The sequence below is a fragment of the Sphaerisporangium rubeum genome, assembly GCF_014207705.1.
Classification (GTDB): domain Bacteria; phylum Actinomycetota; class Actinomycetes; order Streptosporangiales; family Streptosporangiaceae; genus Sphaerisporangium; species Sphaerisporangium rubeum.
This window is the reverse complement of record NZ_JACHIU010000001.1, coordinates 5,507,505-5,519,851: the sequence shown is the minus strand read 5'-3', so window position 1 is coordinate 5,519,851 and position 12,347 is coordinate 5,507,505. Positions and strand designations below refer to the sequence as shown.

The 12,347-nt window shown below is 69.3% G+C and carries 10 protein-coding genes; 4 read left to right on the top strand and 6 right to left on the bottom strand.

The features are described from left to right. Window positions 1-7: 7 nt before the first annotated feature. Window positions 8-1,651: an MFS transporter gene (locus BJ992_RS23485; protein ID WP_184984499.1), complete on the bottom strand. Its 1,644-nt coding sequence runs from the start codon at window positions 1,649-1,651 to the stop codon at window positions 8-10. Window positions 1,652-2,095: 444 nt separating this feature from the next. After that, window positions 2,096-2,689, bottom strand: a complete 594-nt coding sequence (locus tag BJ992_RS23480) for a winged helix-turn-helix domain-containing protein (RefSeq protein WP_184984497.1) — start codon at window positions 2,687-2,689, stop codon at window positions 2,096-2,098. Window positions 2,690-3,003: 314 nt separating this feature from the next. Between BJ992_RS23480 and BJ992_RS23475 the strand changes: the two genes are divergently transcribed. After that, a complete protein-coding gene (locus tag BJ992_RS23475) occupies window positions 3,004-4,299 on the top strand; it encodes a GGDEF domain-containing protein (RefSeq protein WP_184984495.1) in 1,296 nt (431 codons plus the stop codon). Window positions 4,300-4,309: 10 nt separating this feature from the next. Then, window positions 4,310-5,974, top strand: a complete 1,665-nt coding sequence (ettA, locus tag BJ992_RS23470) for an energy-dependent translational throttle protein EttA (protein ID WP_184984493.1) — start codon at window positions 4,310-4,312, stop codon at window positions 5,972-5,974. A gap of 57 nt (window positions 5,975-6,031) precedes the next feature. Here the strand turns inward: ettA and BJ992_RS23465 are convergent, their stop codons facing one another. From BJ992_RS23465 to BJ992_RS23450, 4 genes are all read right to left on the bottom strand, one after another. Next, on the bottom strand, window positions 6,032-7,597 hold the full coding sequence (locus BJ992_RS23465) for a glycoside hydrolase family 13 protein (protein ID WP_184984491.1): 1,566 nt from the start codon (window positions 7,595-7,597) through the stop codon (window positions 6,032-6,034). A gap of 47 nt (window positions 7,598-7,644) precedes the next feature. Continuing rightward, entirely contained in the window at window positions 7,645-8,034 is a 390-nt protein-coding gene (locus tag BJ992_RS23460; RefSeq protein WP_184984489.1) for a globin domain-containing protein, read from the bottom strand. A 34-nt stretch (window positions 8,035-8,068) separates the two neighbouring features. Beyond that, window positions 8,069-9,070 carry a mechanosensitive ion channel domain-containing protein gene (locus tag BJ992_RS33160; protein ID WP_184984487.1) on the bottom strand — a complete coding sequence of 334 codons (1,002 nt, stop codon included), beginning with the start codon at window positions 9,068-9,070 and terminating at the stop codon, window positions 8,069-8,071. Window positions 9,071-9,526: 456 nt separating this feature from the next. Next, window positions 9,527-9,820 (bottom strand): hypothetical protein, encoded by a 294-nt coding sequence (locus BJ992_RS23450; protein ID WP_184984485.1) that lies wholly within the window; start codon window positions 9,818-9,820, stop codon window positions 9,527-9,529. A 293-nt stretch (window positions 9,821-10,113) separates the two neighbouring features. Here BJ992_RS23450 and BJ992_RS23445 point away from each other — a divergent pair, with 293 nt between their 5' ends. Both BJ992_RS23445 and BJ992_RS23440 read left to right on the top strand, forming a co-directional pair. After that, window positions 10,114-11,679 (top strand): helix-turn-helix transcriptional regulator, encoded by a 1,566-nt coding sequence (locus BJ992_RS23445; RefSeq protein ID WP_184984483.1) that lies wholly within the window; start codon window positions 10,114-10,116, stop codon window positions 11,677-11,679. After that, on the top strand, window positions 11,679-12,179 hold the full coding sequence (locus BJ992_RS23440; protein WP_184984481.1) for a GNAT family N-acetyltransferase: 501 nt from the start codon (window positions 11,679-11,681) through the stop codon (window positions 12,177-12,179). Before BJ992_RS23445 ends, BJ992_RS23440 begins: the two co-directional genes overlap by 1 nt. The last annotated feature ends 168 nt before the right edge of the window (window positions 12,180-12,347 follow it).

Genomic DNA, 12,347 nt, shown 5'->3' with positions numbered 1-12,347 from the left:
CATGGCGCTATCGCGGCAGTTCCGCGCGCCGCACGTGGCCGGAGACCAAGGTGATGACGACGCCGAAGGCGGCGAACACGCCGCAGCCGACGAACACCGGGGTCGCACCCCACGCTCCGATGGCGGCGCCGACCAGAGGGTAGCTCAGCGGTGCGAGCCCGACCACGGTGAGCATCACGACGGAGGTGACGCGGCCCAGATAGGCAGGGTCCGCCGAGGTCTGGATGAGTGTGTTGCTCACACCGCCATGCACACCGGCCGCCAGGCCGACGACAGTCGCGGCGACCACGGCCAGCGGCAGCGTCGGCACCAGACCGATCATAGCCGCTCCGGTGCAGCACACGAGCATCGTGCCGGACAGCACCCCACCGGCGCGCGGCAACCGGCGTGCCACGGTGAGCAGCGCCGCACCGGCCGTCGCACCGGTACCGAAGCCGCTCACGATCCAGCCGTACCCCGAGGGCCCCCAGCCACGCTCCCCGTTGAGCAACACCAGGCCGACGTTGAGCGTGCCGGTCAGCCCGAGCTCCGTGATGGCACCGACGGCGACCAGCGGCAGGATCAGGCGATGACCGCGGATGTACCGCAAACCGTCGAGCAACTCCTGCCACCCGGTCCGCCTCGCGGCTGCCGTTTCACCCCACCGACCCCTACGTGTCGCGGGTGCTGTCTCGTGTTGCGGACCGGTGCGTGTCGCGGGTGCTGTCTCGTCCTGCCGACCGGTGCGTGTCGCGGGTGCCGTTTCATCGTGCCGACCCGTTGTTGTCGTGGGTACGGCTTCGTCCTGCCGACTGGTGCGTGTCGTGGATGCTGTCTCGTCCTGCCGACCGGTGCGTGTCGCGGGTGCCGTTTCATCGTGCCGACCCGTTGTTGTCGTGGGTACGGCTTCGTCCTGCCGACCGGTGCGTGTCGTGGGTGCTGTCTCGTCCTGCCGACCCGCTGGTGTCATGGGTGCCGTTTCGTCCTGCCGACCCGTCGGTGTCGTGGGTGTCGTCTCCTCATGGTCTGTGAGCGGACGTAGTCGTACGAGAATCAGCAGCGGGAGCGAGAGCGCGAACAGCAGCCCGGCGACGGTGAAGGTCGCCGCGGTGCCTCCGTGCGCCATGGCCAGGCCGCCGATCGGCGGGCCGGCTATCTGGCTGAGGCGCATCGACAGCGTCCGCATGCCGGTGACCCGCGCCAGCTGTCCCGCGCTGGTGATGCGCGGCGGCAGCGCACCGACGGCGGGTACGAAGAGCGCGTCGACGGCGCCGAAGACCAGAGCCACCGCCACCAGGAGCCACGCCGCCGGCGTGGTCAGCGCGATCCCCGCCGCCACCCCCAAGATCAGCACACACCGCACCGCGTCACTGCCGATCACCACCCGCCGCGGCCCGAACCTGTCCGCGACCACTCCACCCCCGAGCATGAGCAGAGCCCGCGGCAGCGCTCCCGCCGCCATGATCAGTCCGACCTCGGCGGCCCCCGCGACCTGCTGTGCCGACCAGCCGAGCGCGACGAAGTAGACACTGTCCCCGACCAGCGAGGCGGTGTAAGCGGCGAGCCACCGCAGCACGTTCCCGTCCCGGTAGGCGGGAACGGCGTCGGCGATGTCCGTGTCCGGCGGAGCGGTGACGGTGACGTTCGTGGCCGGCGGATCGGTGGCACTCACCGGCGGTGAGTCGCCGGCGCGCGAACCCGGCGGTTCAGTGTCACCGATGCGCGCGAAGTGCGTGGTGCTCGCAGTTGCGGAGTCGGTGTCCGTGTGCAGGGAGGAGTGTTCGGTTGCCATGTGCATCTCCAAGAGCCAGGCGGACGAGAGCCGTATCCGGGAGGAGTCCGGACCAGGGTCGTGACCGGATCGAGCGAGCCCTTCATCCGGAGGGCTCGAAGGGGGGCGGATCCAGATGAGAACTCGTCTTGGGATCGAGAACGTGAGCCGGGAGAGGCACAGCGAGAGGGTTGATCCGGAGAGGAGCCGGAAGTGGCGGACGTGGGGATGTGGTCGGGGTCGGGTTCTTGGGGGAGTCGGGAGGGGTCGGAAGTGGTGGAACGGTGGGGATGTGGTCGGGGTCGGGTTCTTGAGGGGGTCGGGTTCTGGGGGGATGGGGAGGGGTCAGATTCGGAAGGGGAAGCCGTAGAGGTGGGTGGCGACGTGTTCGCGGTTTTGGGTGTGGCCGGCGGCTTTGGCGGATTTGCCGTGTTCGCGCCAGCGGCGGGTCACGGCGGCGAGTTCGGCGCTCATCTCGGCGAGTTCGTCGGGGGTCAGTTCCATGAGCCATTCGGAGCTGAAGGCGGCGTCGGTCCAGTCCTTGGCCCAGGCGGCGGTCTGGTCGAGGTAAGTGCGGTACTGGGTCACGCGGGTCTCGAAGACGCCGCGGGCCACGGTGACGGCGGCTGCAGCGCCTTCGGGGGTGGCGCTGAAGTCCGAGTCGCGGAAGGACCAGCCGTCCTCGGAGGCCACCTGCCACCACCGCTCCCTGCCGTCGGAGCCGTGCTCGCCTGCCTCGGCGACGAAACCGTGGTCAGCGAGTTTGCGCAGGTGGTAGCTGACGAGTGACGGGGTCTGGCCGACCTGCTCGGCCAGTTGGGAGGCGGTCGCGGTGCCTGCGGCGTACAGCAGGCGGTAGAGCCTCAGCCGCAGCGGATTGGTGAACGCCTTCAGCCGGGTCAGGTCGGTGATCCGCTCGGGTTCGCGCTCTGGTCCCATACGTCGACCCTAGATGCGAAGGATAATTTTCGCAATTTTATTTTCGGATTTTGAGGATCAGGTGCGCGAGATCGAGGTGCGCGAAGCGGGAGGTGCGTCGTGTCGTGGGGTGCGCTTCTGGCGGTGGCCGGGGTTTCCGGGTCGGACGGGTGGGGACTGTGGGGCAGAGGTGGTGGAGGGGGTTGGGTGGCTGGGTCGGTGTAGTGGTTCTCTTCGCAGGGGGCACAGTCTGCGACTATTGTGTTACTCATCGTGAGGCGTAAAGGTAGAGATCGCGGACAATCCAGGTCGGACACACTGCCTTGGGGGATGTGATGACGGCGCCGAGAGAGAGCTCGATCGACGTGCGGCGCGGGGGAGTGGCGCTGGCGGACCGGTGGCCGCTGCTCAGGCAGCCGGGCACGCTGGTGCTCTATCTCTGCGGCACGGTGGGGCTCGCGGTGGCGGCAGGGGTGTGGCTGGCGCGGGCCACGCCGTTCCGGTGGGAGGACGTGCTGACCTTCCTCGCGCTCATGGGATGCGGGGCGGTCTGCATCGAGGCGACGCGGCGGCTCGGCCTGCCGGCGGGGGTTTCACGCGACCTGCTGTCGGCGTGGTGGCTGCCGGTGGCGTTGCTGCTGCCACCGGTGTACGCGTTACTGGCGCCGCTGCCGCTCCAGTTCCTGCTCCAGGTCCGGGTGAAGCCGACCGTGGTGTACCGCCGGGTCTTCAGCGCGGCGGCCATCGGGCTGGCCGCCGTGGCGGCCTCACTGTGCTTCCACGGCATGGGTCGCGGGCCGGGCCATCTGGGGACGGCCACACTCCTGCTCGCGGTCGCGTGCGCGGTGTTGTTCACGGTGCTGAACACCGCGCTGGTCGCCGCGGCCGCCGTCCTGTCCGACCCTGACACCCGCCTGCGCGACGTCCTGTGGGACCGCGAGCGGGTGCTGCTCGACGTCGTGGAGCTGTGCCTCGGGGTGCTGGTGGCCATCGTCTGCGGCATCAGCCCCTTGCTGCTCGTGCTCACTCTCCCGCCGGTGGTGCTGCTGCAGCGCAGCCTGCTGCACGCGCAGCTCAAGGCCGCCGCGCGCACCGACGCCAAGACCGGCCTGCTGAACGCCACGGCATGGCAGCGCGAGGCCGACACCGAGATCGTCCGGGCCCGCCGCACCGGCGAGACCCTCGCCTTGCTCATCGTCGACATCGACCACTTCAAGCGGGTCAACGACAACCACGGCCACCTCATCGGCGACCAGGTGCTCGCCGGCGTCGCCACGGCCGTCCGCAGCCAGCTCCGCGACTACGACGTCGTCGGCCGGTTCGGTGGCGAGGAGTTCGTGGTGCTGCTGCCGAGGGCCGACGTCGCCGAGGCCCGCCGGGTGGCCGAGCGCCTGCGGGGCCGCGTTGGCCGCATGGCCATCCCGGTCGAGGAGGCCCTGATCACCGTGACCATCTCGGTCGGGGTGGCCATCTTGAGCGTGCACGGCGACGATCTGATCGAGTTGCTCGCCGCCGCCGACCTGGCCCTCTACCGGGCCAAGGAGCTCGGCCGCGACCGCATCTGCCTGCCGGTCGCACCGGTGCCCCCCCAGCGCGGCAGGGAGGACAACTCCCAGGGCGGAATCCCCTAGGCTTAAGGACATGCCCGAGTACATCTACACCATGCAGCGCGTGCGGAAGGCGCACGGCGACAAGGTGGTCCTTGACGACGTCACGCTGCACTTCCTGCCCGGAGCCAAGATCGGTGTGCTGGGCCCCAACGGCACAGGCAAGTCCACCCTGCTGAAGATGATGGCAGGCCTGGAGCAGCCCTCCAACGGCGACGCGCGCCTGATGCCAGGCTTCACCGTCGGCATGCTCCAGCAGGAGCCCCCGCTCAACGAGTCCAAGACCGTCCTCGGCAACGTCCAGGAAGGCGTCGCCGAGACCCTCGCGATGCGCGCGCGCTTCGAGGAGATCGCCGAGCTGATGGCGACCGACTACAGCGACGAGCTGCTCGACGAGATGGGCAAGCTCCAGGAGCAGCTCGACCACCGCAACGCGTGGGATATCGACAGCCAGCTGGAGCAGGCGATGGACGCGCTGCGCTGTCCCCCGCCGGACGCCGAGGTGACCAAGCTGTCAGGTGGCGAGCGGCGCCGGGTGGCGCTGTGCAAGCTCCTGCTCGAACAGCCCGACCTGCTGCTGCTCGACGAGCCCACCAACCACCTGGACGCCGAGAGCGTGCAGTGGCTGGAGCAGCACCTGGAGAAGTACCCCGGCACCGTCCTCGCCGTCACCCACGACCGCTACTTCCTGGACAACGTCGCCACCTGGATCCTCGAGCTCGACCGCGGCCGCTGCTACCCCTACGAGGGCAACTACTCCACCTACCTGGAGGCCAAGGCGGCCCGCCTCAAGGTCGAGGGCCAGAAGGACGCCAAGCGCAAGAAGCGCCTGGAGGACGAGCTCCAGTGGGTGCGCTCCAACGCCAGGGCCCGCCAGACCAAGAGCCGAGCTCGTCTGCAGCGGTACGAAGAGATGGCCGCCGAGGCCGACAAGTACCGCAAGCTGGACTTCGAGGAGATCCAGATCCCGCCGGGCCCGCGCCTCGGCACCACGGTCATCAAGGCCGACGGCCTCACCAAGGGTTTCGCCGATCGCCTGCTGATGGAGAACCTCACGTTCGACCTGCCGCGCAACGGCATCGTCGGCATCATCGGCCCGAACGGCGTCGGCAAGACCACCCTGTTCCGCATGATCATGGGTGAGGAGTCCCCGACCGGGGGCGCCATCACCATCGGCGACACCGTCAAGATCTCCTACGTCGACCAGAGCCGCGCCAGCATCGAGCCCAAGAAGAACGTCTGGGAGGTCGTCTCCGACGGGCTGGACCACATCAAGGTCGGCCACGTCGAGATGCCGTCCCGCGCCTACATCGCGGCGTTCGGCTTCAAGGGCGCCGACCAGCAGAAGCCGTCCGGCATCCTGTCCGGTGGCGAGCGCAACCGGCTCAACCTGGCGCTCACCCTCAAGCAGGGTGGCAACGTGCTGCTGCTCGACGAGCCGACCAACGACCTCGACACCGAGACGTTGTCCAGCCTGGAGAACGCTCTGCTGGAGTTCCCCGGCTGCGCGGTCATCACCTCGCACGACCGGTGGTTCCTCGACCGCACCGCCACCCACATCCTCGCGTGGGAAGGCGGCTCCAACTGGTTCTGGTTCGAGGGCAACTTCGCCGACTACGAGAAGAACAAGGTCGAGCGCCTCGGCCCTGAGGCGGCGCGTCCCCACAGCGTCACTTACCGCAAGCTCACCCGCGACTGACCGCGTCCGTCCGGGTCCGTCCGGGTCTCCCGCGCGGGGGACCCGGACGGGCCAGGGTCAGGCACGAAGCCAGACGGCCGTGTCAGGCGGCAGTGCGTCCGGCGCGTATCCGCCGCTGCTCAGCAGCGGCTCGCGGTGCGGCGGCAGCGGCACGGTGTCCTCGCCGCAGTTGACGGCACAGATCAGGTCGCCTCTGGAGAAGATCAGTGCGTCCTCAGGCGACTCCAGCCAGGTGATCGTGCCTGGCAGCGACGCGCGCAGGGTGCGGCGCAGCGCCAGGACCCGCCGGTAGAACGCCAGGGTCGACACCGGGTCGGCCTCCTGATGTTCGGCGGTGAGCGCGGCCCACGAGGCCGGTTGCGGCAGCCACGGCCGGATGCCTTCGGGGGAGAAGCCGAACGGCTCGGCCGTGCCCGACCACGGCAGTGGCACCCGGCAGCCGTCCCGTCCGGGTAGTTCGCCGCCGGACCGCGCGAAGATCGGATCCTGCCGGGCCTCCGGTGGAAGATCCTTCACCTCCGGCAGGCCCAGTTCCTCACCTTGGTACAGGTACGCCGACCCCGGCAGCGCCATCATGGTCATCATCGCGGCGCGGCCTCGTGCCGGGCCGGCCTCCGGGTCGAGGGACCCCTCGCCGTACCGTGAGATGTGCCGCACCACGTCGTGGTTGGACAGCACCCAGGTGGGTGCCGGCACCGCGGCCAGCGTCTGGTCGATCACGGTGCGGAACGCCGTGGCCGACCACGGCGCCTCCAACCAGGCGAAGTTGAAGCTCTGGTGCAGCTCGTCGGGCCTGACGTAACGCGCGAGGTCCTCGGCGCTGTCGGTCCACACCTCACCCACGGCGGCACGGTCACCGGGGTAGGAGTCCAGCACCTTGCGCCACGCGCGGTACACCTCGTGCACCTCGGGCTGGCTCCAGATGGGGGAGCGGGACCGGAAACCCTCCTCGGCTTCCGGTATGTCCGGCAGGCCGATGTCCTTGTACAGGCCCATCGCGACGTCGATGCGGAACCCGTCCACGCCGCGGTCGAGCCAGAAGCGCAGCACGTCGAGGAACTCCTCGTGCACCTCGGGGTTGCGCCAGTTGAAATCGGGCTGCTCGGGTGCGAACAGGTGCAGGTACCACTGGCCGTCGGGTACCTGGGACCACGCGGGGCCGCTGAACACCGACGTCCAGTTGTTCGGCGGCCGGTCGCCGTCCCTGAAGACGTACCGGTCGCGGGCCGGCGAACCCGGCGGAGCCGCGAGGGCCTCCTGGAACCACCGGTGCGCCGACGAACTGTGGTTCGGCACGATGTCCACCATCACCCGCAGTCCCAGCTCGTGCGCGTCCGACACCATCGCGTCGAAGTCGTCGAGCGTGCCGAACAGCGGGTCGACATCGCGGTAGTCGGCCACGTCGTAGCCGCCGTCGGCCATGGGGGACGGCTGGAACGGCGTCAGCCACACCGCGTCCACGCCGAGCGCGGCGAGATAGGGGAGACGGGAACGGATGCCTCGCAGGTCGCCGACGCCGTCTCCTGAGGCGTCGGCGAAGCTCCTGACGTAGATCTCGTAGACGACGGCGTCACGCCACCAAGGGATAGGGGAATGTGTCACAAGTGGTGGGGTCCCCCTCATCGGCCCACTTATGCGTCGATCACCCTGGTGAACGGACGCGGGGTCGCCTAGGAGTTCACCAGCGACTGCGCGGCGTACTCCAGGTACTTCCACAGCCGGTCACGCTGATCGGCGGCCAGGCCCAAGGAGTCGACGGCGTCGCGCATGTGGCGCAGCCACGCGTCGCGCTCGGCCTCGCCGATGACGAACGGCGCGTGGCGCATGCGCAGCCGGGGGTGACCGCGGGTCTGGCTGTAAGTGCCGGGCCCGCCCCAGTATTGGATCAGGAACAGCCGCAGCCGCTCCTTGGCCCCGGTGAGGTCCGGCTCGGGATACAGCGGGAGGAGCAGGGGATCCTCGGCGACCCCTTCGTAGAAGCGCTCGACGAGGCGCTCGAACGTCTCGGCGCCGCCGACGGCGTCGTAGAACGACTCGGATTCCTGCGGAGTAGCGGACACGCCTCCAAGGGTACCCACGCTCCGGTGGTCCTTCTCAGACGCCGGCCAGCGGGACACCCGCGCGGTCCAGGGCCCGCTTGACCCGCATGCGCAGCTCGCGCGCCACCTCGGCCTGGTGCGCCGGCACCGCCTTGGCGGTGATGCGGAAGATCATCGCCTTGTCGGAGAGCTGCTCGAGGGAGTACACCTGCGGCTCCTCGACCAGGGACACGTCGCGCAGCTGCGGGTCTTCCCACATCTCGGTGGAGATCTGCTGGAGCAGGTCGAGCACGCCGTTCACGTCGGCGTCGTACGCCACCGGCACGTCGAGCAGCGCGCGGGACCAGCCCTGCGACTCGTTGCCGACCCGTGTGATGGTGCCGTTGCGCACGTACCAGACCCGGCCGTCGGCGTCACGCAGCCGGGTGATGCGCAGCGTCACGGCTTCGACCGTGCCGACGGCCGAGCCGGTGTCGACATGGTCACCCACGCCGTACTGGTCCTCCAGCAGCATGAACATGCCGGCGATGAAGTCCTTGACGAGCTCCTGCGCGCCGAAGCCGACGGCGACCCCGAGGATGCCGACGCTGGTCAGCACGGGGGCCAGGTCCAGCCCGAGCCGCGCGAGGACCATCAGCGCGGCGGTGCCGAAGACCACCACCGAGACAAGGCTGCTGAGCACCGTGCCGAGTGTCTCGGCCCGCTGGCGGCGGCGCTCGTTGAGCAGCAGCGCGGTGGGGGACATGTCCTGATCCGCCTGCCGCTGGCGCGCGCGGTCCGGCCGCAGGCCCTCGGCGGCCCGGCGGATCACCCGGTCGATCAGCCGCTGGAGGACGGCCCGCACCAGAAGCGCGACGATGATGATGATCACGAGGCCGACCAGCCAGGCCACCGGCGAAGCCCAGCCGGCCGGAAGCCAGTGGAGCAGCGCCGCACAGATCGGGTCGTCCTTGCCACTACCGGTCTCGCAGCCGCTCAACGCGTTCTCAAGTCCTTTTTCGAGGTTGAGCGGGGACGGTTCGGGTGTCGGCGAAGGGTCCGGGACGAGCGGGGACACGCGGGTGAATCCTCCTTGTGGATCGGACCGGCCGGCGGCTCAGTCGCGGGTCTTGACCTAGAGAAAACGGTACTTGACCAGACTGCGCTCGCCGACCGGCCCGGCCGCCGTCACGGTGCGCCGGGGAAGACGGGAGTACCCGGGCCCGGGGCCGCGGAGGGCGGGCCGGGGAACCCCGGTGACGGCGGACCCGGCGCGGGACACGCACCCGGAAGCGTGTCTCGTGCCGTCTCCGGCCGGGGACGGATCCCCGGCCTCCTCCGGACCCGGATGGAGGTTCGGGCCCGGTGGTTCTCTTCGCCGGGAACCGGCGGGGTGCCCAGCGGCCGTACGCGCGTGTCGCCACGCCGTACGACCGCTCCGCACCGGGCACCCCGCCGGCCCGGATAGCCGCGGTGGACGGCCAGGGGGCGGGACGCGGTTGGAGGCGGGCGGCCTGCCGGTCCCGCGCGCTGCCTAGTCGGACACCGCGGCCAGCACTCTGGCGACCTTGGTCGCGGCTCCCGCGGGATCGTCGGCGCGGTGCATGCGCTCGCCCCAGGACCACCAGTAGTAGACGGGGGAGGCCTGCGGCCGGCAGGTGACGTTCTCCGCGAGGCTCGTGGCCCTCGGGTTGATCACCCGGACGAAGGGCCGGCCTGACTGTGTGCGTACGACCCGGGCGAGAAGTCCCCGTGCGTCGAGTTCGTCCACCAACCGTTCCAGGTGCCGGAAGCCGTCGTCCACATCGAGCCTTCCTTGTGCAGTCATGATTCGGGAGGGTGATTCGCGGGTGCGTGGCCAAATCTGACCGACCCCGCCGACGCGGTCAACGAACGGCCGTCATCCGATGGGTAAGGAGTTATTTCAAGTGGGTTGAAAGAAGGTCCCCGGCGGGGGACGATTCTATGCCAGTGGCTCTAACAGTCCATTCACGCTCAGTCAAATCTGGTCCATCATTCTTAACAGGACGCGGCAAAACCCGGGCTAGTCGCCGTGTCGCCGCAGGTGGGACCGGTCGGAACAAGTGGTCAGGCGTGCCTGGTCACGAAGGAGGGGCCGGTATGTCCGGCAGACAGCACAAGGAAACGGAGTTGGCGCGGCGCACCCGGGCGCGTGGGCTCGCGGTGGGTCGGACCACGGCGCGAATCGCCGAGGAGATTCACGAAGAGTGTGGTCCCCATTTCGGGACAACACGCATTAAATCTCACCGGCTGGCTCATGGTATCGCGCTTGCCGACGTCATCGAGCAGGTCCGTGCGTTGTTCGAACGCGACGGCAAACCGATGCCCGGCATCGGCGAGACGCTCCTCAGCGCGTACGAGAGCGGTCTCAAGAGGCCGGGTCCCGAGTATCTCCACTATTTGTGCTCCGTCTACCGGGTCGAACCGGTCGCCCTCGGCTACGACGGGCCATGCATCTGTGGTCACGGCCACCGCATGCCCGGCGTCGTGCGGGGCGGCCTCCAAGAGGCCAAACCCGACAATTCCCCCGATTCTCGCGAGCTTTGGGTGAAACCACCCGGCGATCCGTCCGCGGACGGGGGTGAGGAGGACGAGAACGTGTTACGCAGGACTTTGCTGGGGGTCATCGCCGGCGCCTCGGTGCCGCTGAACCCCGAAGTGATCAATGCGGCCGAGAACATCAGGCGCCGCATGGACGAGACCCTGGTCTCGACGACCGTTTCGCCGGCGATGCTGGACCACTGGGAGGAGTCGGCGGCGTCCTTCGGCCGCCAGTACATGAACACCCCGCCGATGCGCCAGCTGTGCGACGTGCTGCTGGAGTTCAGCACCGTCCGGCAGGCGATGGAGCGCCACCAGCCCATCGACCTCCAGGAACGCCTGTGCGCGCTCGCCGCGCGCCTGTCCGGCCTCGCCGGCATCATCATGATCGACCTGGGTGACCAGCGCCTGGCCCGGTCGTTCTTCCGCACCTCGCGCAGCGCCGCCGACGAGACCGGCGACCGCGCGCTGCGCGCCTGGGTCACCGCGCGGGAGGCCCTGGTCCCGCTGTTCTACGGCGACCCGCGTGAGGCGCTCACGCTCGCCAAGAAGAGCCGCGACCTGGCCGGCCAGACCCCGTGTGCCGCCAAGGCCATGGCCCCGGTCGTCGAGGCGCGTGCCCTGTCCATGCTCGCCAACGCCGGCGGCAAGAAGGACGTCGTCGACCAGGCCAAGCGCGCACTGGCCCGCGCGCGGGCCGCGTTCGCGCAGATGGCACCCGCGCAGCAGGAGGACACCGTCTTCGGCTACACCGAGCGCCAGCTGTACTTCCACCAGGGAGACGCGCTGGCCAGGCTCGGCCAGACCCTGGAGGCCGACCTGATCCTGGAGCAGGCGCTGGAGAAGTACGACGGCGACCTGCTCGACCAGACCCTGATCCGGTTCGACCGCGCGCACTGCCGCCTGCTGGAGGGGGACGGCGAGGAGGCGCTGCGCATCGGTGAGGACGCCATACGGCGGGTCGGTGACTCCTTCCGCACCGACATCATCATCCGGCGCGCGGTCGACCTGGCCCGCGCCATCCAGCTGCGCTGCGGGGACATCCCCGGCCTGAAGGAGTTCCAGGCCAAGGTCACCGCACCCAAGGAGCCGGAACCGCAGAACCCCATGGGAGCCGAGGTTTGATGACGATGCGGCTCAGGCGGTATCGCTGGTCGGACCTTGACGCCGTCTGGGAACTGCACCGCACATGCCTGGCACAGGTCGGCATCGTCGCCGGGGACGGCGTGTACTACGAGGACGACATGCCGCGCATCATCGAGATCTACCTGGCCGACCGGGGCGAGTTCCTGGTCGGCGAGGTGGACGGCCGGATCATGGCGATGGGTGCGCTGCGGCGGGTCGACGACGAGACCGCCGAGGTGTGCCGGCTGCGGGTCCATCCCGATTTCCAGCGGCGCGGGTTCGCCACCCGCATGCTGGAGGCGCTGGAGGAGGCCGCGGCCCGGCTCGGCTACACCTGGCTGCGGGGCGACACGACCCTGGCGCAGGGGGCGGCGCTCGAGCTGTACCGCAAGTTCGGCTGGCAGGAGGTCCGCCGCGAACAACAGGGTGGACTTATGGTGGTTTACGGTGAGAAGCCGGTGACCACGCGATTCTCGTCGGAGGTCTTGGGGCACCATTGATAATTCGGTTATCAGGCCGTCCATAATGATGCTTGCGAATTATCCGCGATCGGGGTTAATTGGGTCTTTCGGCTCATATGAGCGATCGACCCGAGGAGGCCCGGGATGAAAAAGATCGTTATTCGCAAGCCAGGTATGGCCCGCTTGAGCGGCGCGGCCAGCGCGATT

Excerpts from the sequence above, each read along its gene's own strand:
- BJ992_RS23480 (WP_184984497.1), bottom strand. The coding sequence starts at position 2,689 with ATGGGACCAGAGCGCGAACCCGAGCGGATCACCGACCTGACCCGGCTG.
- BJ992_RS23475 (WP_184984495.1), top strand. The coding sequence starts at position 3,004 with ATGACGGCGCCGAGAGAGAGCTCGATCGACGTGCGGCGCGGGGGAGTG.
- ettA (WP_184984493.1), top strand. The coding sequence starts at position 4,310 with ATGCCCGAGTACATCTACACCATGCAGCGCGTGCGGAAGGCGCACGGC.
- BJ992_RS23465 (WP_184984491.1), bottom strand. The coding sequence starts at position 7,597 with ATGAGGGGGACCCCACCACTTGTGACACATTCCCCTATCCCTTGGTGG.
- BJ992_RS23450 (WP_184984485.1), bottom strand. The coding sequence starts at position 9,820 with ATGACTGCACAAGGAAGGCTCGATGTGGACGACGGCTTCCGGCACCTG.
- BJ992_RS23445 (WP_184984483.1), top strand. The coding sequence starts at position 10,114 with ATGTCCGGCAGACAGCACAAGGAAACGGAGTTGGCGCGGCGCACCCGG.
- BJ992_RS23440 (WP_184984481.1), top strand. The coding sequence starts at position 11,679 with ATGACGATGCGGCTCAGGCGGTATCGCTGGTCGGACCTTGACGCCGTC.